We start from the raw sequence: 21540 nt of genomic DNA, 5'->3' as shown, positions 1-21540 counted from the left end.
GCCTTTCAGTTTAAAACAAGGCAGATGCCCTCTCTCGAAGTTTTCCGGGCATCCGGCCATCCCTGTTTGCGTTTTGAAAAGAAAACCTGATAAACTTGATATGGATGGTTATTTAGCCGCTTTTTTTGAATTGTTTAGCGCAGGCAGTCTCCCTTCTCGGGGACCAGGGGTGGACAAGGGCTGCTTTTTTATAGAAAGAGGTGTAGAGGGTGAATATCTCTGTTCAGAAGCTTTTAGGGAAGATGGAAAAGGAATTGCTGGAAGCGAAAAGCAGCTCTTCCGACGCCAGAATCAGAGAAAGAGTGCAGGCGATCAAGTCGTTATGCGAGCTGGTTTTGGATGAGTCGGATGCAGGAAGTGTGGCAGCTGTTTCGTCTATTAGCCATACATACAGTGCGCCGCCAGCAGCTCAGCCAGCGAATCTGCAGCCAAAGAAAATGCAGATGGATGATGAGGCAAATGGCGATTCATTGTTCGATTTTTAATAAAAAGATTAGAGGTGCAGGGGACTATGAAGCTATTTATTATAATTGGGGCTATTAATGCCTTTTTATCAGTCACATTAGGGGCTTTCGGAGCTCATGGACTTGAAGGAAGAGTGGAGCCGAAGTATTTGGAAACATGGCAAACAGGTGTCACCTATCAAATGTTCCATGCAACAGGCCTTTTGATCATTGGCGTTCTGCTTGGCAAGCTGCCGGCAACATCTTTATTATCCTGGTCAGGCTGGCTGATGGTGATCGGCATCATCCTGTTCTCAGGAAGCTTATATGTGCTGACTTTAACGAAAATCAGCGTGCTTGGTGCCATCACACCGCTTGGCGGAGTCTCATTCCTAGCGGCCTGGGTGCTGCTGATCATTGCGGCAGTTAAATATTTGTAAAAGGTAGGAGCTTTGACTTGGGGTCAAAGCTCCTTTTTAAAATATGGAATACATCTTTGAATTTCGATAACTGTCTAGCTCCGGCACCCTATCGACTCGGCGTGCTTCCCTCACCTCCTCTACGACGACGCACAGGATGTGCTAGTAAGGCGAGGCGCACAGGACGTGCGCGTTCCGAGCGTATAAAGTCAACATCGAATCGCTATCGCTCTTCGTGTTTCCTTTATCTCAAATAAGGAACTCAGACTAAAGACGCCACGTCCTGTGGCAACGTCTGAGTGACCCACATCCTCCCAAAAACTAACGCTTTCGGTCGTGCGAAGGTGAAAGCTGACGAAGCCTTTCTTGTCCTGTGGGCCTCAGTCCACCACGCTCCGTCGATGGGCACTAAGGAAAGCTCCTTAGAATAAACCTCGCAGGAACAAGCGCTTTTTGCTTGTTCCGAAGGGCGCCTCCGCTTTTCTTGTTACCTCGGCGAATATTGCGACAATCCCTGTCCTCCGCCAAATGGATATTCATATTCGATTTCCTCATCAAACGTCACATAGTCTAAGTAGATCATCGGAAGGAGGATGCGCTGGCCGGTTTGAGGATCGCTCAGAATCAGGTGATCCCGCCCGGCCGCCTCTATGAGGCCTTTGAATATTTTGGCGTTCCATTCCGTGTTGTTCTCAAATGTGGCATATACTGTCGCAAGTTTCCCTTTGTTCAGGCGAAGAATGTTTTCGATATAGGATTGTTCAAGCGGAAGCATTCCCGGAATAGAGGGAGCAGCTGCCATACCGCCCATGCCGCCGGCGCCTGCACCCGCACCCGGAAACATTCCGCCCGAGCTCGCATTTGGCATGGCTCCGCCTGTTTGCGCCGGCTGAAACTGCGGCTGGCCCTGAAAGTTCTGCGGCATTTGAGTGCCGTCGCTATAACGCTGCTGGTAACCATAATAAGGGTATTGACCATAATTTGATTGACTCAATTTAGTCCCTCCTAAGTATTAAAATCAGCATTTTCTATCCGCGTATTTGAGAGTAGACTGTCGGACAGTCCTGCGGGTTGAATTTAAAATAGAAACTCACTATTTCATTACTATGTAGGGGCATGTTTTTTTATAACCGGAAGAAAAAGAAAAACTCCCAGCCGAAGCCGGGAGCTTTTCTTATTATATGTGAAGGAACTTTTCTACTTTGTCCTCTTCCAGGATGTTTCCAACGAAGAAAGAGCCGAATTCGCCGTAGCGTGCACTTACTTCATCAAAGCGCATTTCATAAACAAGCTTTTTAAATTGAAGAACATCGTCAGAGAAAAGGGTAACACCCCATTCGTAATCATCGAAGCCAACAGAGCCTGTGATGATCTGTTTTACCTTGCCGGCATACTGGCGGCCGATCATGCCATGGCTGCGCATCATGTTGCGGCGGTCTTCCATCGGAAGCATATACCAGTTGTCATTGCCCTGGCGGCGTTTGTCCATCGGATAGAAGCAGACATGCTTCGCTTTTGGCAATTCAGGATAAAGGCGTGCCAGGATCTGCGGATTCTGGTATGGATCTTCTCCTGCAGGCAGGTAGTTGCTCAGCTCGACAACAGAAACATAGGAATGAACCGGAATCGTGAATTCAGCTAATTTTGATTTGTTGAATTCGTTTTCAATTTCATTCAGCTCTTCCATAGTAGGCCTTAAGATCATCATCATAAAATCAGCTTTTTGGCCGACAATTGTATAAAGGGCATGACTGCCGTTTTTCTCGCTTTGTGTTGTGTTCCACTTGTCCACTAGGGCCATAAATTCGTGGATCGCTGCCTGGCGCTCTTCGCTGGGTACCATTTTCCAAGTTGTCCAATCAACTGTGCGGAAGTCATGTAAACAATACCAGCCATCAAGCGTTACTGCTGCTTCACTCATTATAATCACTCCTAATATGTACTGAAATTCTCATCCCTACTATACCATAGTTTCTCCAATTAACATGTGTACAAAACTTGAAATGTTGGAATTCCTGCTGGTGACAGGTACCTATACCAGTTCGCCTAACTGGTAAGGTACCTGTCACCAGCATTAAAACCCCGTTTACAAAGAGGGCATTATGGATATCTTAAAAAAGGTATGAAGCTGCGCCAGCAGAAGGTTATTTATTATTGGAAATTTACCGAAAACAAAAACATTTTATTTGGAAACGCTAACAGCGGGTGAACTCCTTGAAATTCTTAGGATGAAGAGTATTCTAAGGGAGTATATAGGAGAATTTCTATTCATTTGTACGGAAAAATTAGGGCCGTAGGAGGAATTAGCATGAGTGACTTATTCACAGTATTGAAAGAAAAAGTAACAGGGCAGAATTTACGAATTGTTTTTCCGGAAGGACAGGATGAGCGTATTTTAGCGGCTGCAGGAAGATTGGCTGCAGAAAAAATCATCACTCCAATCCTGATTGGAAACATCGCAGACATTGAAGCGAAAGCCAAGGATATGGATATCAGCCTGGATTCAGCTGAAATTTATGACCCAAGCAACTTTTTAATGATGGATGAGCTCGTGGCAGCATTTGTTGAAAGACGCAAAGGCAAAGCGACAGAAGAAGATGCACGCCGGATCCTTCTGGATGAAAACTATTTCGGTACTATGCTTGTCTACGCGAACAAAGCAGACGGCCTGGTGAGCGGTGCAGCGCATTCGACAGCTGATACAGTGCGCCCGGCACTGCAAATTATTAAAACGAAAGAAGGCGTGCGCAAAACATCGGGTGTCTTTATCATGGTCCGCGATGATGAGAAATATGTTTTTGCCGATTGTGCCATCAACATCTCGCCTGACAGCCAGGATCTGGCGGAAATTGCGATTGAAAGCGCAAAGACAGCCAGAATGTTCGATATCGAACCGCGTGTAGCAATGCTGAGCTTCTCCACAAAGGGCTCTGCCAAGTCTCCTGAAACGGAAAAGGTTTCGGCAGCACTTGAAGCAGCTAAAGTTCGTGATCCGCTATTGATCATCGATGGGGAATTCCAATTTGATGCAGCATTTGTTCCATCTGTAGCAGAGAAAAAAGCTCCGGATTCACCAATCCAGGGTGATGCGAATGTATTTGTTTTCCCTAGCCTGGAAGCCGGCAACATCGGCTACAAAATTGCCCAGCGCCTTGGAAACTTCGAGGCAGTGGGACCAATTCTTCAAGGCTTGAACCGCCCGGTTAATGACCTGTCCCGCGGCTGCAACGAGGAAGATGTCTATAAGCTTGCTTTAATTACAGCAGCTCAGGCTTTAAATCAATAATACAGCATTTTAGAAGCCGGTCCCTTGTGACTGGCTTTTTTGCTATAATGTATCTGGATATGGCCATTGGCCGATAAAGTCTCGATTTTGGCCGGTAAAAAATGATATAAGACCGATAAAATATGAAAATTGGCCGGTAAGGGTTCGAATATGGCCGATAAAAGTGAACATTAAACGATAACACTGTAGTTAAGGCCGATAAACTAGCTGGTTTAGCCTTTGAATGGATACTTAATAGATAAATTCTGCCGATTAACTCCAACTATCGGCAAAAGGGGATCAAATAAAGATGAATTCGCAACAAGAATTGCTTTTTCAGGAAGAATGGCGGGTTATTGACCAGTCTGCTGCGGGAATCCACTTAAATGCCCTGCACTCATTTGGAATGGATGATACGCTCTGTGCTTCTGTCGGAGCCGGCGGGGTGCCTGCCACTGCGAGGACATGGGTGCACCATAATACGATCGTGCTTGGCATCCAGGATACGAAGCTGCCCTTTTTGAATGAGGGCATACACTTTCTAAAAAGCCGGGGGTATGAAGTGATCGTCCGAAACTCCGGCGGCCTGGCTGTTGTCCTGGATCAGGGGGTCCTGAATATTTCGCTGATTTTTCCTGAAAGGGAAAAAGGAATTGATATCAACCGCGGCTATGATGCGATGTGGCTTCTCGTTCAGGAGATGTTTTCCGATTTTCATAAAGAAATAGAAGCCCGGGAAATTGTCGGTTCCTATTGCCCGGGAAGCTATGATTTAAGCATCGGGGGACAGAAGTTTGCAGGTATTTCGCAGAGGCGCCTCCGCAATGGGGTGGCTGTGCAGATTTATCTGTGTGTGGATGGCAGCGGAAGTGAGCGTGCCAATCTTATTGGCAAATTCTATTCTCTTGCTAAAAAAGAGGAACAGACGAAATTCGAATACCCTGAAATTAAGCCTTCTGTCATGGCATCACTCTCGGAATTGCTGGGGACAGAGCTGACGGTTCAGGATGTAATGCTCCGCTTTCTCCAGGCCTTGAAAAAGAAATCCGGCCGCCTTTATGCAGGGCAGCTGACAAATGAGGAGGCAGGCCTGTTTGAGGGCTATTTCCGCCGTGTAATGGAACGGAATGAGAAAGTGCTTGGCAGCGAATAAATAAAAGAAGAGCCGCAGTCGTTATCGATCTGCGGCCTTCCTTGAAAGGAATTGCTGCCATTTTCTCCTGCTCCCGATGCCGGGAACTTCCGCTTTTCTATTCCGCGACTCTCTCCAAATTGCCGTTGCGGTCCATTTTAAACTTGGATGCCGGCCTTTCTTCTTCATCAAACAGAACAAAATTGCGGGCTCTGTTCATGATTTTCATCAGTGTCTCGTAATCTTCCTGAATGGTTACCGTATTCTGCTCCAGCTTGCCGATTTTGCTCTCAAGCTCTTCATTTTGGCTTCTAAGATCCGCATTTTCGCGCTTTAATCTTTCATTCTCATTCTTTAGTATATCAACCTGAATACCCGAATGATTCAATGTTTGCAAGTATGCGATAACGGTATCCATATCCAGCTGTGCAGGTGCAGTGTAAACCGGCTCTGAATAGGTGTAGGGTGGGACCGATTCTGTCTGCACAGTCGCTTCATCCTCTGTGCGCTCCTCGTAAAAATCTGCCGGTGAAGGCGGTACGATGGCACTTGTCTGAACTGGCGCTGCTGAAACCTCCTGCATCGTTGGAACTGGCGGAGAGTATAAGAGTTTCTTTTTGCCGCCCTGATCCTTTCCTAGCATTCTTTGTCTCTGTTTGCGCTGTTTTTTGGCCAGCCCAAGCGCTTTTTCATATTGATGCCTCACCACAGCGTTCCAGCGGAATCCGCATGCCGCTGAGGTGCGGTTCAGCTTGTCTCCGACTTCCTCAAATGCGTTTAACTGAGTGCTGCCTTCCCTCACATGCCGCAAAACAGTCTCTGCCAGCAATAAATCGTTTTCATCTGTCCAAGCGTCCTGACGTATTTTCATGTAACCTCAACTCCCTAAATAATTACTTTTTGCTGTTGCCTTAGTTAAAGGATGGACAAACCTGGCAAATTTTATACAAAGGTGATTAAAAGGATAGTAGATTATTTTAAAAATTTTATTTTCGCTAGATACGTATGGCAGTTTTGTGAAGTTTACTAAGATTCACCACCCAAGTTAATGATTACAGCTTGCAATGAAGGTCGATTAGTTTTAAAATAGCCTGTAGCAGTTGGGCAGGGCAGTCCTTTATTTTGAAAAGGAATGCCGTGCAGCGGACATGCTTTAACGAAGAAGATACTCAGGCCAAATAGCGCCGGGTTATATAAAAGATTGACCGCAGAAAGGGTTGTACGAAGATGGCAAACGAATTCCGTGTTTGCGACGATTGTCAGGCAGTAAATCTGAAGACATTGGTACCGCGATTAAAAGAAATAGATCCAGAAGCAAAAATTGATGTCGGCTGCCAGTCCTATTGTGGACCAGGCCGCAAAAAAACATTTGCTTTCGTCAATAACCGTCCCCTTGCCGCACTGACGGAAGAGGAATTGATGGAGAAAATTAATAAAAAGCTGAAAAAATAAAGATCACCCTGACTCCTGTCCTGAGGTGATTTTATTTTTTGCCTGAGTTTATGATTTACCCCTGATTGGTAAATAGACTTAGGAGGCAATATTGTTTTTAGAAAAGTCGAAAAATATTTTTTGGCCAGATGATTGATGTATCGCGGTTTCTGTCGAACAGCCATGAAAAACGGTGAATTTTGTGATGAATTGACACCATAATCGGGATATAATAGGTATACGCCAGAAATTGGGAACGACAGGTTCGGATTACGTGGACACAGGAAAAGCGGAGGGTACGGAATGGCATATTCAGCGGAAAAGTTAAATGAGGAAAAAGTATTTAAAGACCCCGTTCATCGGTACATACACGTCAGGGACAGAGTCATCTGGGATTTAATCGGGACAAAAGAATTTCAGCGCCTCAGAAGAATTAAGCAGCTTGGGACAACTTATTTAACCTTCCATGGTGCTGAGCATAGCCGCTTTAATCACTCGCTCGGAGTTTACGAGATTGTGCGCCGCATTTCCGATGATGTCTTTTTGGGAAGGCCGGAATGGGATGAAGAAGACCGCATCCTAACCTTATGCGCGGCACTTCTCCACGATTTGGGGCACGGTCCGTTCTCGCACTCTTTTGAAAAAGTATTCGACCTGGATCATGAACATTATACGAGGGCGATTATTCTCGGAGACACCGAGGTCCATCATGTGCTTACGAGGGTAAGTGCCGATTTTCCGCAGAAAGTGGCGGATGTGATTGCCAAAACATCTAAAAATAAGCTGGTCGTCAGCCTGATTTCCAGCCAGATTGATGCGGACCGGATGGATTATCTGCAGCGGGACGCTTATTTTACCGGTGTCAGCTATGGCCATTTTGACATGGAGCGGATCCTGCGTGTCATGAGGCCGCGGGAAGATCAGGTCGTGATTAAGCAGAGCGGGATGCATGCCGTTGAGGATTACATAATGAGCCGCTACCAGATGTACTGGCAGGTGTATTTTCATCCGGTTACCCGGAGTGCAGAGGTCATCCTGACCAAAATCCTTCATCGCGCGAAAGATCTGCATGAACAGAAATACAAATTTAAATATGATCCGATCCACTTTTATTCTTTATTCAATGGGGAGATCACTCTTGAGGATTATATAAAGCTTGATGAAGCTATTATTCTTTATTATTTTCAGATGTGGCAGGAAGAAGAAGATCCGATTCTGAAGGATCTCTGCTGCCGCTTTATGGACAGGAATTTATATAAATACGTCGAATTCGACCCGGCGAAAGAATACAAGAAGCTGGCAGAGCTGTCGGCATTGTTTAAAAAGGCAGGCATGGATCCTGAATATTACCTGGTCGTCGATTCTTCATCGGATTTGCCTTATGATTTTTACCGTCCGGGCGAGGAAGAAGAAAGATTGCCGATTCACCTGCTGCTGAAAAATGGGGATATCCGGGAGCTTTCCCGTGAATCAGAGATCGTAGATGCTATTTCCGGGAAGCGCCGAACGGATCATAAGCTGTACTTTCCTGCTGATTTTATTGCAGACGACAGTAAAAAGCCAAACATTAAAAAGCAGATTAAAATGCTGCTGGAAATCGACTAAGACTATAGATACGGGAAAAAACGGAGTAGGAGATGAAGAGCTTTGTTAAAGGATCACGCCAAACTAATGCACGCCATTGCAGTCTCTGAAGAAATCGTGGGACGGAAAAAGCTGCAGAAAATGATTTATATCGCCAAAAACATCGCATTCCCCTTTCAGGAAAGATTTCAATTTCACTTTTACGGGCCATATTCGGAAGAATTGACACTAAGGGTCGAAGAGCTTTGCAACATGGGATTTTTAAACGAAGTAAAGGAAAAAAAGGGCGGCTACTATCAGTATCGGTACACGCTTACTGAAACCGGCAAGGAATTTTTGGGCATCAACGAAGTCGATATGCCGAGCCTCCAGGAATGCCTGCACGATATGAACGGCCAGAATGCAAGATTTCTTGAACTCGTCTCAACGGTCCTTTATTTCAATGACCTGCCAAAAGAAGAAGTGAAAGAAAAAGTCTTTACCCTGAAAAGCAAACAGCGCTATACGGATGAAGAAGTGGAACAAGCGTATCAATATATTGAAAGCTTAAGAGAAAAAGCCGGGCTGCATTGAGTGCCCGGCTTTGTTTTTTGCTGAAAAAGTCTATCCGCACAGAAATCTGGCTATCCGCACATATATATTTTTATGCGCACAGAAATTGGTGCTATGTGCACATAAATCCTGGCTATCCGCACAGAATTTTTTTATGTGAAAGTAAAACAATGCTATGCGCAAATAAATTTTTTATATCTGAAAGTAAAATCGTGCTATCCGCAAATAAAATCTCTCATTATGAAAAAACCCATAAAAAAAGCAGCTTCCGTTATGGAAAACTGCCCTTTTTCCGCAATTCTACTGGTCGCTTAAGCGTTTTCCGCCGACAGCATAGTGATTTTTGGACATTTCTTCGATAAATACGACGATTTTGTCTTCAGGTGCTCCAGTTGTTTCGCTGACTGCCGCTGTTACTTTTTCAGCGAGCGCTTTTTTCTGTTCTTCTGTGCGGCCTTCAAGCATTTTTACAGTTACATATGGCATTTCTTTTCCTCCTCATTATGTATGCTTGCTTGTATTTTTCCACTTTTTCCTGCAATGTGCAAGCCTGATTCCCTTTGACCAGGCGTTCATGTATACTTTTAGGTAAATAGCAGCGGCTTTTCCTACATAGTATGTATAAATAAACCCTGGCTTTTTTAGCCGGCAGGAGAGGGAGTTTTGGCTTTTGGAACAATTTTTGGCGTTTTCTCTCAGGGAGATTCCCTATGTGGCGGTAACATTGATGATTGCCTTTACGGTTCATGAATTTGCCCACGCTTTTATGGCTTATAAGTTTGGAGATCCCACTGCAAAAAATCAGGGAAGATTAACGTTAAATCCCATGCAGCATCTGGATCCGATTGGGACGATCCTGATTTTTATTGCCGGTTTTGGATGGGCCAGGCCTGTTCCGGTCAACCGCTTCTTTTTCAAAAACCCGAAGCTTGCCGGGATCTCTGTCTCCATTGCGGGACCGATATCCAATCTGGTGATGGCTGTTCTGGGCTTTTTCATCTGGTATGCCCTTGCCGGAACCGGTCTCGCAGCTTCGTTTCCAGCGTTTGTGGCAGAATTTCTAAATATCTTTATTCAGCTGAATTTAGTGCTGTTTGTATTCAACCTGCTGCCGTTTCCGCCGCTCGATGGCTATAGAATTATTGAGGATTTGGCACCGGCCCATATTCGTCCGAAAATGACCCAGTTTGAGGCATATGGGTCCGTTATTTTCCTGATTCTTGTCATTACCCCGCTGGATCAATACACCATCCAGCCGATTTTTAACAACGTATTGCCGGTCCTGGCGAGCGGCCTAAATGATTTTTTCTATGAATTATTTATGACATAATAATAAGAACCCAGTACTTGCATAGGAGGACGTGAAAATGGAAGAAAAAAAGAAAAAGAAAGTCGATTTTAATATTATCAAGAGCGACCCGACTGATGGTCATGGCGGATTCGGAGTCGGGACCCTGAGCCTCGATAATGTGACACCGGTTATCATTGATGTGGATGCCGGGGAGGCATCTATTGAAGTGGGTGCCATGCATGCGCGCAGTCCAGTGGAAAAAGGCATCAAGTTTTTGAAAAGCAAAGAGGAAGTGCCAAACGGAAAACCGTACTGGCTGATTTGGATCACCATTGACCGCAAAGAGGGAGGCGCCTACTATGCAGGTGTTACCGCATGTGAAATGACGGTGGACAGGGAAATCCGCCGGGGCTACAAATCACTGCCTGAGCATGTGAACCGCATGGATAAATCGATTAAAAGACATATCATTGTGGATCATATGGACGAGAAATCCAAAAAAGTGCTGGCCGATTTCCTGAAAAACCATGACGCAGGCATGTGGGAAAGATCGGCGGAACAGCTAAAAACAGATTTACAAGCCATTTAGAAAAAAAGTCTAATTTTGTGACGAAATTGTGACATTTTTTTGACGTGATTTTCTAACTACTTGTACAATTCCCATAAAAAAAGTAAACTAATTAACAGTGTGAAGACACAGTATAGCACTAGGACACGAAAAACCCCGGGATTCGGACCCCGGGGTTTTTCATTTTTATTTATTAAAGTGACAGGCGTCTATACCAGTTGAAGGAAGTGGTATAGGTACCTGTCACCACTGGAACAGTTTCTTATACCAAGGTGTCTCCGGCTTCTTTTCAGGCTGTTCTGATTTTTTCTCTTCTTTGTGGTTCAGGTGGTCTGTACAGTATTCCGCTGGCTCTGTGCCTTCTGCGAAGTAGGTTAGGCGCTTGACCGGGCAGTTTTCCCCGGCAATTTTCCCGTTGGCCGGGTCAATGTAGACACCGACTGTATCTTTGGGTGCTTTGAATTCCTTGGCCGGCTTCCCTTTATGGGCTTCTTCCATGAACCGGATCCAAATGTTTTTGGCATACGTTTTTTCAACGGTTTTTGTAATAACCTGGCCTTTGTCATACCCGGTCCATACTGCGGTAACCAGCTGCGGTGTAAAGCCGGCCATCCAGCTGTCCGTTTCGGTTGAGCCCGACTTGCCTGCGTACGGGCGGGTCATATCATTGATAACGGTGCTGCCGGTTACCTGGGCATAGCCGTTCAGCTTCCGGTCAAAGATTCCCGTCATCATATGGGTCATAACGAAAGCCAGCTCCGGCTTCAGAACCTTCATCTGGAACGGCTCCTGTTCATAGATGACTTCGCCTTTATGATTTTCCACGCGCTTAATCAGCACTGGTGATACCTTTTTCCCGCCGTTGGCAAACATGCTGTAGGCGTTTGCAAGCTCAATGACTCTCATGCCGGATGTGCCGAGTGCAAGGGACGGAACCTTCGCCATTTTAGAGGTAATGCCAAATTTCTTGGCTGTATGGACAAGCGTCTCTTCTCCTAAAAATAAATGGGTCTTCACTGCATAAACATTGTCAGATAAAGCCAGGGCCTGGGCCATTGTGATATCATCATCCGCATATTTGCTGTTGAAGTTATGCGGTGTATAGTCAGGAGTGCCGTCTTCAAAGCGGAATGTCGTCTGCTCGCTTCGGATTGGAGTGGAAGGGGTGAATCCCTGCTCCAATGCCGCATAATAGAGCAGCGGCTTGATCGTCGATCCCGGCTGCCTGACTGCCTGGACTGCCCGGTTGAAGGGACTCTCCTCATAATCCCGGCCGCCGACCATCGCATTGACATAGCCGTTTTTCGGATTCATGGCCACAACCCCGACCTGAATCTCCGAGTCTTTTGAAATCATCTTATCTACTGTTTCTTCCGCGATTTCCTGCTCCTTCAGATCCAATGTGGTATAAACCTTCAATCCGCCCAATTCAATGGTCCGGTCATCCAGGTGCAGCTGCGTTTTAAGAGCATTGCGGACTGCATCCTGGAAATAGGGGGCCGTTTTCGCTCTCGGGTGCATGTGCTCCCCAACCAGTTCAAGCTCCTCTGCCGCAGCAAGATCCGCCTCCTTTTGGCTGACCATTCCGTTTTTCACCATCGTCTGCAGAATCACCCTCTGCCGCTGTTCTGCTTTTTCCGCTGATGCAAATGGCGAATAAATGCCTGGCCCTTTGGGAATTCCGGATAAAATGGAAGACTCAGCCAATGTAAGCTCTTTGGCATCCTTCCCAAAATAAAACTGGCTTGCTGCCTGTGCCCCATAAGCTCCATTGCCGTAGTAAATCGTATTTAAATAGCCTTCAAGGATTTCCTTTTTCGTATAATTCATCTCAAGCCTTATGGTATAAAAAGCTTCAAGGAGTTTCCGCTTCCAGGTTTTTTCGTGTTCGAGAAACAGGTTGCGGGCATACTGCTGGCTGATGGTGCTGGCGCCCTGAACCTTAGCCATTGCTTTGAGGTCAGCGAGAGCGGCACCGGCAATTCTTTTGTAATCAAAGCCCTTGTGCTCGAAAAAATTCTTATCCTCAATCGAAACCGTCGCATCAACCAAATGCGGGCTGATATCATCAAGAGGTGCCCAGTAGCGCTTTTGCCCGTTGTGGCTTTCTCCGATCACCGTGCCATCTTCAGAGAAAAATAAAGTCGACTGCGGAACAGCGAGCGGCGGCGGTCCCAGGATTTTAGCATATGCCAATATGCCTCCAATCATCACAGCGGCTAAAGCCATTCCTATTAAGCTGATAATGAGAATCGCACGCAAATATTTCATTGTTTTTCTGAAACGCTGATCGGTCATTAACTCCAAGTGTGGCACCCCCTGAATCTTTCTAAGTGCAATGCAAAAAATAAAATAAGCATAAGTACATAACTTTAGTATTGAAAAAAGAGTCCGATTTTAAACATCTTCTCTATTAAAAAGCGAAATTTTTCTTGCAATTTTGCTAGATTCATCTATACTTTTTCTGTGTTTGTTATTTGCATGTTAGGGAAGTATAAAAGATGAAAATGCTTTTTGCTGCCCTTTAGTGATAATTCATTTTTTTATGGAAGGAATGATTAAAGAATGGGACTTTGGTTTACAGAGAAACAAACAGAGAACTTTGGCATTACGATGAAGGTGAAGCGTACTTTACATACAGAACAGACAGAATTCCAGAAGCTTGATATGGTGGAAACAGAAGAGTGGGGCAATATGCTGCTTCTTGATGACATGGTTATGACTTCAATCAAGGATGAATTTGTGTACCATGAAATGGTTGCGCACATTCCTTTGTTCACACATCCAAACCCTGAAAACGTACTTGTAGTAGGCGGCGGGGACGGAGGCGTTATCCGTGAAGTCCTTAAGCACCCAAGCGTGAAAAAGGCGACTCTTGTAGATATCGACGGAAAGGTAATTGAGTACTCAAAGAAATTCCTTCCTGAGATTGCAGGCAAGCTTGATGACCCGCGCGTAGATGTACAGGTGGGCGATGGCTTCATGCACATTGCTGAAAGCGAAAATGAGTATGATGTAATCATGGTAGACTCAACCGAGCCGGTAGGACCTGCGGTAAATCTATTCACAAAAGGCTTCTATGCTGGAATCTCTAAAGCTCTAAAAGAAGACGGCATCTTCGTGGCCCAGTCTGACAACCCTTGGTTCAAAGCGGACCTTATCCGCAACGTGCAGCGCGATGTGAAAGAAATTTTCCCGATCACCCGTCTTTACACTGCCAACATTCCTACGTACCCAAGCGGTATGTGGGCGTTCACTATCGGCTCTAAAAAATACGATCCATTAGAAGTAAGCGAAGACCGCTTCCATGAGATCGAAACAAAATACTATACAAAAGAACTGCATAAAGCGGCATTTGTATTGCCTAAATTTGTTGCAGACTTAGTGAAATAATGGACAGGCTGCTACTCAGAGCAGCCTTCCTGAATACATAAAAAGTGAGGGATGACCTTGGTGCGTTTTGATGAAGCCTATTCAGGCAATGTGTTTATTAAAAGCCATCCTAGTTATGAGGAAAGTGAAGCAGTCATTTATGGCATGCCGATGGACTGGACGGTCAGCTATCGTCCGGGCTCCCGTTTCGGCCCTGCCCGCATCCGCGAGGTGTCCATCGGGCTTGAAGAGTACAGCCCGTACCTTGACCGCGAGCTGGAAGAGGTTAAATATTATGATGCCGGCGATATTCCGCTGCCATTCGGAAATCCGCAGAAAAGCATCGATATGATTGAAGAGTTTATCGATCAGCTTCTGGCTGAGGAAAAATTTCCGCTTGGCATGGGAGGAGAGCATCTGGTTTCCTGGCCTGTCATCAAAGCGATGTACAAAAAATATCCGGATCTGGCGATTATCCACATGGATGCCCATACAGATCTTCGTGTGGATTATGAAGGGGAGCCATTATCCCACTCAACACCAATCCGCAAAGCAGCTGACCTGATTGGGCCAGGCAATGTCTATTCTTTTGGCATCCGTTCCGGCATGAAAGAAGAATTCCAGTGGGCGAAGGAAGTCGGCATGCACATCTCCAAATTCGAAGTGCACAAGCCGCTGAAGGAGATTCTTCCTAAGCTTGCCGGACGTCCGGTCTATGTAACGATTGATATTGATGTTTTAGACCCAGCCCATGCGCCGGGAACAGGCACAGTGGACGCAGGCGGCATCACTTCAAGAGAGCTTCTTGCTTCTATTCATGAAATTGCCCATTCAGATGTAAACGTTGTGGGAGCTGACCTTGTCGAGGTGGCGCCAATCTATGACCCATCTGAACAAACAGCCAATACAGCGAGCAAACTGATCCGGGAAATGATTCTTGGATGGGTGAATAAAAAATAACGGGGACTTCGGTCTCCGTTTTTTTATTTATTCTGAACGTCGGTTACTGTCTAGCTCCAGAAGGAACGCTTCGACAGCATCATCATCGCACGACTAAAAGCGTTAGCTTTTAGGAGAAAGCGCATGCCCCCTCGAGGGTGGGCATGCCGCTTCCGCTTTTCTATCTTTCACCTCCTTGCACTTTCCCCATCTAGTATTTATACTTATATAGTTATATATGATGAAAAGGATGTGTTGCCGTTGTCCAGTCGCTCAGCGGAACAAATGCCTGTGAAGATTAATGTGAAGACAGATATTCGCAGTGGAGGCAGCAAAGAGACTTTTGAATTGACTGCTTTTGGCCGATACTATATAAAAGATTCCGCCCGTTTCCTTCAGTATGATGAAGTGATGGAAGAGGGAACCGTTAAGACGATTATAAAAATGTCCGATGCAGACGGGCTGATTTTACGAACCGGCGCCGTGAAAATGAGGCTCCCTTTCAAAATGAATAAAAAGCTCCGCGGAAGCTACGAGACGCCGTACGGAGTGTTTGAGATGGGTACGGTGACCAAGCGGATGGCCCATCAATATGATGGCGAATCCGGCGAAGGTTCGATTGATATTTTATACGACCTGAAAATGCAGGGATCCCAGGCAGGTACATACCATTTGGCAATTACGTTTGAGGAGGAGAACAATGAACATAGTTGAACAGGTGCAAGGCAAATTAAAGCAGGAAATTAAGGATGCGGTTGTGAAAGCCGGTTTGGCAGCGGAAGAGCAGATTCCCGATGTGATTCTTGAAATCCCGAAGGAAAAGTCGCATGGCGATTATTCCACGAATATGGCGATGCAGCTGGCGCGAGTGGCAAAAAAGGCGCCAAGAATGATTGCAGAAGAGCTTATTGCTTCTTTTGACAGCACAAAGGCTTCCATTGAAAAAATTGAAATCGCCGGCCCTGGCTTTATCAATTTTTACATGAATAACGCTTATTTGACTGATCTGATTCCGGCCGTTCTGGAAGCAGGAGATCAGTACGGAGAAACAACAGTTGGCAACAATCAGAAGATCCAGGTGGAGTTTGTGTCCGCTAACCCGACAGGGGACCTGCATCTTGGACATGCCCGCGGCGCAGCTGTCGGCGACTCCCTATGCAATATTTTAGACAAAGCTGGCTACGATGTGTCCCGTGAGTACTATATTAATGATGCCGGAAACCAGATCAACAATCTGGCTCTATCAGTTGAAGCCCGTTATTTCCAGGCTCTTGGCTTAGAAAAAGAAATGCCTGCTGACGGCTATCATGGCGAAGACATCATCGGCATCGGCAAAAAGCTCGCTGAAGAGCACGGCGATAAATATGTAAATGCGGATGAAAATGAGCGTTTTGACTTTTTCCGTGAATACGGCCTGAAATATGAAATGGCGAAGCTGAAGCAGGACCTGGAAGACTTCCGCGTTCCATTCGATGTATGGTATTCGGAAACATCCCTTTACCATAACGGCAAAATCGACACAGCCCTTCAGGCATTAAAGGATAACGGCCACATTTACGAGGAAGAGGGCGCAACATGGTTTCGCTCCACCACTTTCGGTGATGACAAGGACCGTGTGCTTATTAAAAATGACGGCTCTTACACGTATCTGACTCCAGATATCGCTTACCATAAAGACAAGCTTGAAAGAGGCTTTGAAAAGCTGATCAACATTTGGGGTGCTGACCATCATGGCTACATTCCGCGCATGAAGGCGGCCATCCAGGCGCTTGGCTATGACCGTGATGCGCTTGAAGTCGAGATCATCCAGCTTGTACACCTGTACAAAAACGGCGAAAAAATGAAGATGAGCAAACGTACCGGCAAAGCGGTAACGATGCGTGACCTTGTGGAAGAAGTAGGGCTGGATGCAACACGCTATTTCTTTGCGATGAGAAGCGCAGATACACATCTTGACTTTGACCTTGACCTGGCTGTATCCCAATCCAATGAAAACCCTGTTTACTATGCACAGTACGCACACGCGCGTATTTCCAGCATCCTGCGCCAGGGTGAAGAACAGGGCATGTCTGCTGAAGCGGCAGATTACTCCCTGATTTCTGCGGAAAAGGAAATCGACGTTCTGAAGAAAATCGGCGAATTCCCGCAGGCTGTCGGCGAAGCAGCGCAAAAGCGCATGCCGCACAGAATTACGAACTATATTTATGAACTGGCTTCATCTTTCCACAGCTTCTATAATGCTGAAAAAGTATTGGATGCGGAAAACCCGGAAAGAACGAAAGCTCGTCTGGCACTGATCAAAGCGGTTCAGACTACTTTGAAGAACTCACTGAAATTAATCGGCGTATCTGCTCCGGAAAAAATGTAATGATGGAAGCTGGCACTTATTGGTGCCGGCTTTTTTTATGTTTTAGACAAAAAAGGGGAAGCTAAAGTCATATGTTTAAGGGTATAGTTAAACTGGTAAAACATAGTAAGTCATTTTAGGAGGGTCTCATGAGAATTGTTCTTTTATCCATTCTTACAGGATTCGTAGTCGGTTTTGTCTTTGCTTTCATGAAGCTTCCGATTCCCGCTCCGCCCGCACTTCCCGGTATTATGGGAATTGTCGGCATTTACCTCGGGTTTAAAGCATATGAAGTGATTCTGCCCTGGCTGCAGGGGATATTGAGATAGATTGGGAAAGGGTGTCCACATTTAATGGGCAGCCTTTTTTGTCAAAATGTGAACTTTGCAAATAGATCTTGAATATTTGCAAATAAACCTTGGAAATCAGCAAATAGATCCGGAATATTTGCAAATAAACCTTGGAAATCAGCAAACAATAGCTAAAACTTGCAAACAAATCAGGAAAACTGCAAACAAACATGGTATAACTTGCAAACAAAACCTAATAAACCTGCAAACAAACTAAAATCCAGGCAGCAAACCAAAAAACTAAGGAGCAGTCCTCAAAAAGTTAGTCAGCAAACCCGCCAAGTCAGCAATCAAATGATAAATCTGCAAATAACCTGTCAAAATCGCCAAAAAATCAGATTAAACAGCGCATGTTACATCCGGACGAGCATATCATGGTAAAAACCCTTCCGGAAAGGACATGCCCGCCCATGAAGCCACAAATGGCAGCCTCACTTTACGCAACCATTTCAATCAGTTTTTGGGGAGTCTCTTTTGTCTCCACCAAAGCTGTTTTGGATAAGCTTGACCCTTATACGTTAATCATGCTCAGGTTTGCTATCGGAGCCGCTTTTCTGCTCCTTGTGCTTCTCTTGAAAAGGTATCCGCTCCAGATTCCGCTTAAATATATTCCCCATTTAATTGTTCTCGGTGTACTTGGCGTTTTCATCCATCAGGTCATCCAGGTCACAGCCTTAGAAACGATAGACGCCTCCTCTGCAGGTTGGATTATTTCTTTTTCACCTGTTTTTACCGTGCTTCTCTCCATGATCTTTCTTCATGAAAAATTGACATTCCTTAAGACACTGGGCATTATAACTGCAATTTCCGGCGTGCTCATGGTAACGGGAGCGAGGAGCGGCCATACACTGGGATTTGCTTTAAATATAGGATATTTCCTCATGATCCTAAGCACATTGAATTGGGCTGTGTATTCCATCCTGGTAAAAAAACTGCACATTAAGCTGCCTTCCCTTGTGGTCACTTTTTATATGAGCCTGCTTGGATGCATGCTGACGATTCCCTTTTTATTGAGAGACAGGGGATGGGAGAAATTCCATCTATTATCTGGGTCTGAATGGGCCCATATATTGTTTCTGGGCATATTTGTTTCGGGGATCGGCTATTGGTACTGGTCCAAGGCGCTCGAGGTTTTGGAAGCCTCCAAGGTATCCATGTTTATCTATATGGAGCCGCTATTTACCCTTATAGCGGCCATTCTTCTGCTTCGGGAAAAAATTTTCTTCATAAGCATCATGGGCGGAATCATAATTATTATAGGAGTGATCATGGTGAATGGTCAGCTGAAATATATTTCATGGAGGAAACGATAATCCACATGAAAAGGGGGAGTCGTTTAATGAAGGAACGGTTTCAAAGCATTTTGGATTCATTAAAATCACCTTCAGCAGATGAACTTAGAAAGGCATTGGCATCACTGAATATCAAGCTAGAGGAACTGGTTCCACACCTGCAGCCGGCAGCTGGAAAACCTTATTACCGCAAGCTTCTCTATCAAAATGATGAAGTGGAGCTGCTCGTCATGAACTGGTCGGATATTGAATGCGCCCCGCATGATCATGGAAACTCAAAGGGATGGATTCAAGTGATGAATGGAGATTCGGAAAACACTGTTTTTGAAGTGAGGGAAGACGTCCCAATTGAGCTTTTTGCAGAGGTTAAGTCCCAAGGCTCCTTCTTTTTTGCGCCCAAAAAAGGTGTGCACAAAATGAAGAGCGCAGGCAGGGAAAGCCTTGTCACACTGCACCTTTATTCGCCTCCGATTACGGGTATGAAGGTGTACGATCTGAAAAAATGTTCAGCCTGTGTAGTCTCCGCAGACTGCGGAGCCTGGTGGCCGGAGGAGCAGAGACAGAAGGTGAGAGAAATTCAATTAAAATAAAAAGGCGTTCCGCACCTGGAACGCCTTCATTATTTCCACTCTACTTCCGCTCCGCCGATCCTTTTCACCCCGCGGATGCTGCTGATGTCCTCTGTCAGCTTAAGTGCAGCCTTGTCCTTGGCTTTCGCCTCGATCATAAAATCAATATCCCGGTTAAAGGTTTTCAGTACATCGAGAAGAGGCCTGATAAAGTCCAGGTCAACATAGTCGGCATGGGACCGAAAGGCTTTTTCCGATTTGGGCGAGGAAATATGAATTTTCGGTTTGAGTCCTGTTTTATCCCATGTCTGAAAAATCTCCGGGAGAATTTCTTCGAGCGGGCGGGTGCTGAGGTTTGCCATATGGTGATGATAGTCGAATACAAGAGGGATGTTTTCCTTCTGGCAGGCCAGGAGAGTTTCATCCGCGTTATAGGTTTTATCATCATTCTCAAGGGTCATTTGCTCTTTAATATGTGACGGAAGCATCTTCAGATTTTCATGGAACCGGTCAATGGTCGCAAGCTTGTCCCCGTAAGCCCCGCCAATATGGATATTGATGACGCTTTTCTTTTCAACACCCATGGCCTCAAACATCCGGTAATGGTATTCCATATCTTTAACAGCATTCCGGGTCACATCCTCGCGCGGAGAAGTGAACAGGGTGAATTGATTGGGGTGAAAACTCACGCGGAGACCATGTTTTTTTATCAAATCGCCAATCTCAAGCCACTTATCCTTAAAGGGTGTGACAAAATCCCATAAAACCTCCGGATGTGTGGCCAGAGGGACGATGGAGCTTGAGAGCCGATACAGCTGAATTTCATGGGCGATATTAAAATAAAGCATTCTTAACGTATTTTGCAGATTCACCGCTGTGACAGCCTTCAGCTTGTCCAGCCTTTCCTCCTCAGGCAGCTGCTGATAGCGAGTAAACGTTAATGTCCTGGCAGGAGATGCCTCCCACAAGCTGATGGCATGGGAAACATACCCCAGTCTGATTTTCAATTTGCAGCACCTTCTTTATGCTGATTTATATTCTGACAGAATGTAAATCTTTGTATTTCGTTAGCTGTCTAGCGCAAGCAGCCTACCCCCTCGAGGTCACAAGCTTGGCTTGTTTCGGCTCCTAGGGACTCGGGTCATAAGCCATTTCCTTTCAGAAGGAACCCCCCCTTCTTACAGGAACTGTCTTATGCCTGTCGTCCCTGGGCAGTCGCCTCCACATTTCGGGCAAGCCTTCCATAAAGGCAAAGAACGCCTTTCCGGAAGGCTCGTCTTGTGCTTGGGGCCACCAGGACAGGGAAGGCTTCGTCAGCATAAACATCGCACGACCGAAAGCGATAGCTTTTGGGAGGATGGGGGTCATGCAGACGTTGCCACAGGACGTGGCGTTCTTAGTCTGCGCTCCTTCGTGGGCAAGGCGCTTCCGCTTTTCTTACAGAAAACTTGCCACAGACCGGGCAAGCATCTCTTTGAATGTCCGTAAAGGATCCAGCCGGTTTAGTTCTTTTAGGGTCAATCTCTTTGCATTTAGTATGTCTTTGTCTACAACAGCCTGAATCTGTTTAATGAACTCTTTGTCATAAATAAAGCAGTTGATTTCATAATTTAAGAACAGGCTCCGCTTATCGAAATTGGCTGTTCCGATATCACAGATCTCATCATCGATTATAATAGCCTTAGCATGATAAAAGCCCTTTTTGTACTCATACACATAAGCGCCTTCTTTAATCAAGGTTCTCAGATAAAGATAAGAGGCTTCTTTTACAAGAATATGATCTGTCACGCATGGGACGAGGATCTTGACCATGACGCCGCGTTCCAAAGCATGTAGCAGATCCTTAAAAAGTCTTTTACCCGGTATAAAATATGGGGTCCCAATCGTAATGCTCTTTTTCGCATTCCGTATTAACGATGAGAAGCTTTCTTCCAGAAAAGCACCTTTATAAGCCGCAAGCTGATGGCGGTATTCACCGGCATGAAG

At 45.6% G+C, this 21540-nt stretch carries 23 protein-coding genes; 16 read left to right on the top strand and 7 right to left on the bottom strand.

The genetic code is table 11. From position 1 onward, the window contains the following. Window positions 1-209 precede the first annotated feature (209 nt). Both NYE23_RS23990 and NYE23_RS23985 read left to right on the top strand, forming a co-directional pair. A complete protein-coding gene (locus NYE23_RS23990; protein ID WP_341081899.1) occupies window positions 210-485 on the top strand; it encodes a YwdI family protein in 276 nt (91 codons plus the stop codon). Between the two features lie 26 nt (window positions 486-511). Beyond that, window positions 512-883: a DUF423 domain-containing protein gene (locus NYE23_RS23985; RefSeq protein ID WP_341081896.1), complete on the top strand. Its 372-nt coding sequence runs from the start codon at window positions 512-514 to the stop codon at window positions 881-883. Window positions 884-1349: 466 nt separating this feature from the next. Here the strand turns inward: NYE23_RS23985 and gerQ are convergent, their stop codons facing one another. Beyond that, complete coding sequence (gene gerQ, locus NYE23_RS23980; RefSeq protein ID WP_341081894.1) at window positions 1350-1856, bottom strand: spore coat protein GerQ; 507 nt, start codon at window positions 1854-1856, stop codon at window positions 1350-1352. A 183-nt stretch (window positions 1857-2039) separates the two neighbouring features. Beyond that, window positions 2040-2783 carry a hydrogen peroxide-dependent heme synthase gene (gene hemQ / locus NYE23_RS23975; protein ID WP_035328069.1) on the bottom strand — a complete coding sequence of 248 codons (744 nt, stop codon included), beginning with the start codon at window positions 2781-2783 and terminating at the stop codon, window positions 2040-2042. A 387-nt stretch (window positions 2784-3170) separates the two neighbouring features. Here hemQ and pta point away from each other — a divergent pair, with 387 nt between their 5' ends. Together pta and NYE23_RS23965 are read left to right on the top strand one after the other, a co-directional pair. After that, the gene (pta, locus tag NYE23_RS23970) at window positions 3171-4148 is read left to right on the top strand and encodes a phosphate acetyltransferase (protein WP_341081890.1); all 978 of its coding nucleotides are present in this window, start codon (window positions 3171-3173) and stop codon (window positions 4146-4148) included. A 289-nt stretch (window positions 4149-4437) separates the two neighbouring features. Beyond that, window positions 4438-5280 carry a lipoate--protein ligase family protein gene (locus NYE23_RS23965; RefSeq protein WP_341081887.1) on the top strand — a complete coding sequence of 281 codons (843 nt, stop codon included), beginning with the start codon at window positions 4438-4440 and terminating at the stop codon, window positions 5278-5280. Window positions 5281-5377: 97 nt separating this feature from the next. On the opposite strand, the gene NYE23_RS23960 is transcribed toward NYE23_RS23965, so the two are convergent. Next, on the bottom strand, window positions 5378-6130 hold the full coding sequence (locus NYE23_RS23960; RefSeq protein ID WP_341081885.1) for an RsfA family transcriptional regulator: 753 nt from the start codon (window positions 6128-6130) through the stop codon (window positions 5378-5380). Window positions 6131-6486: 356 nt separating this feature from the next. On the opposite strand from NYE23_RS23960, the gene NYE23_RS23955 reads away from it, so the two are divergent. The 3 genes from NYE23_RS23955 (at window position 6487) to NYE23_RS23945 (ending at window position 8847) form a co-directional block, all read left to right on the top strand. Further along, complete coding sequence (locus tag NYE23_RS23955; protein WP_048009460.1) at window positions 6487-6711, top strand: DUF1450 domain-containing protein; 225 nt, start codon at window positions 6487-6489, stop codon at window positions 6709-6711. Between the two features lie 282 nt (window positions 6712-6993). Next, the gene (locus NYE23_RS23950) at window positions 6994-8295 is read left to right on the top strand and encodes an HD domain-containing protein (protein WP_048009459.1); all 1302 of its coding nucleotides are present in this window, start codon (window positions 6994-6996) and stop codon (window positions 8293-8295) included. Between the two features lie 42 nt (window positions 8296-8337). After that, a complete protein-coding gene (locus NYE23_RS23945; protein WP_341081875.1) occupies window positions 8338-8847 on the top strand; it encodes a YwgA family protein in 510 nt (169 codons plus the stop codon). A 279-nt stretch (window positions 8848-9126) separates the two neighbouring features. Here the strand turns inward: NYE23_RS23945 and NYE23_RS23940 are convergent, their stop codons facing one another. Next, on the bottom strand, window positions 9127-9312 hold the full coding sequence (locus NYE23_RS23940) for a 2-hydroxymuconate tautomerase (RefSeq protein WP_009332324.1): 186 nt from the start codon (window positions 9310-9312) through the stop codon (window positions 9127-9129). A gap of 184 nt (window positions 9313-9496) precedes the next feature. Here NYE23_RS23940 and NYE23_RS23935 point away from each other — a divergent pair, with 184 nt between their 5' ends. Both NYE23_RS23935 and NYE23_RS23930 read left to right on the top strand, forming a co-directional pair. Then, window positions 9497-10156 (top strand): site-2 protease family protein, encoded by a 660-nt coding sequence (locus tag NYE23_RS23935; RefSeq protein ID WP_341081873.1) that lies wholly within the window; start codon window positions 9497-9499, stop codon window positions 10154-10156. Between the two features lie 37 nt (window positions 10157-10193). Beyond that, entirely contained in the window at window positions 10194-10706 is a 513-nt protein-coding gene (locus tag NYE23_RS23930; protein WP_076257049.1) for a YwhD family protein, read from the top strand. Between the two features lie 222 nt (window positions 10707-10928). Here the strand turns inward: NYE23_RS23930 and NYE23_RS23925 are convergent, their stop codons facing one another. Then, window positions 10929-12992: a transglycosylase domain-containing protein gene (locus tag NYE23_RS23925; protein ID WP_341081870.1), complete on the bottom strand. Its 2064-nt coding sequence runs from the start codon at window positions 12990-12992 to the stop codon at window positions 10929-10931. 258 nt (window positions 12993-13250) lie between these two features. Between NYE23_RS23925 and speE the strand changes: the two genes are divergently transcribed. The 7 genes from speE (at window position 13251) to NYE23_RS23890 (ending at window position 19575) form a co-directional block, all read left to right on the top strand. Continuing rightward, window positions 13251-14078: a spermidine synthase gene (speE, locus tag NYE23_RS23920; RefSeq protein ID WP_009332318.1), complete on the top strand. Its 828-nt coding sequence runs from the start codon at window positions 13251-13253 to the stop codon at window positions 14076-14078. 60 nt (window positions 14079-14138) lie between these two features. Then, window positions 14139-15017 (top strand): agmatinase, encoded by an 879-nt coding sequence (gene speB, locus NYE23_RS23915; protein WP_341081868.1) that lies wholly within the window; start codon window positions 14139-14141, stop codon window positions 15015-15017. A 240-nt stretch (window positions 15018-15257) separates the two neighbouring features. Continuing rightward, window positions 15258-15710 (top strand): DUF1934 domain-containing protein, encoded by a 453-nt coding sequence (locus NYE23_RS23910; protein WP_341081866.1) that lies wholly within the window; start codon window positions 15258-15260, stop codon window positions 15708-15710. Continuing rightward, window positions 15697-17364 (top strand): arginine--tRNA ligase, encoded by a 1668-nt coding sequence (gene argS / locus NYE23_RS23905; protein WP_341081864.1) that lies wholly within the window; start codon window positions 15697-15699, stop codon window positions 17362-17364. The genes NYE23_RS23910 and argS overlap by 14 nt, the downstream gene beginning before the upstream one ends. A gap of 128 nt (window positions 17365-17492) precedes the next feature. Next, the gene (locus tag NYE23_RS23900) at window positions 17493-17672 is read left to right on the top strand and encodes a XapX domain-containing protein (RefSeq protein WP_341081862.1); all 180 of its coding nucleotides are present in this window, start codon (window positions 17493-17495) and stop codon (window positions 17670-17672) included. Window positions 17673-18103: 431 nt separating this feature from the next. Beyond that, on the top strand, window positions 18104-19006 hold the full coding sequence (locus tag NYE23_RS23895) for a DMT family transporter (RefSeq protein WP_341081860.1): 903 nt from the start codon (window positions 18104-18106) through the stop codon (window positions 19004-19006). 26 nt (window positions 19007-19032) lie between these two features. Next, the gene (locus NYE23_RS23890) at window positions 19033-19575 is read left to right on the top strand and encodes a cysteine dioxygenase (protein ID WP_341081858.1); all 543 of its coding nucleotides are present in this window, start codon (window positions 19033-19035) and stop codon (window positions 19573-19575) included. Between the two features lie 29 nt (window positions 19576-19604). Here NYE23_RS23890 and uvsE read toward each other — a convergent pair whose 3' ends face one another. After that, window positions 19605-20561 carry a UV DNA damage repair endonuclease UvsE gene (gene uvsE / locus NYE23_RS23885; RefSeq protein ID WP_341081856.1) on the bottom strand — a complete coding sequence of 319 codons (957 nt, stop codon included), beginning with the start codon at window positions 20559-20561 and terminating at the stop codon, window positions 19605-19607. 430 nt (window positions 20562-20991) lie between these two features. Continuing rightward, a partial coding sequence (locus NYE23_RS23880) for a phospholipase D-like domain-containing protein (protein ID WP_341081853.1) occupies window positions 20992-21540 on the bottom strand: 549 nt, incomplete at its 5' end.

The organism is Cytobacillus sp. FSL H8-0458, from assembly GCF_038002165.1.
In the GTDB taxonomy this organism is placed as follows: Bacteria; Bacillota; Bacilli; order Bacillales; family Cytobacillaceae; genus Cytobacillus.
Note: the sequence above shows the minus strand (reverse complement) of the source record. Positions and strands in the feature narration are given on the sequence as shown.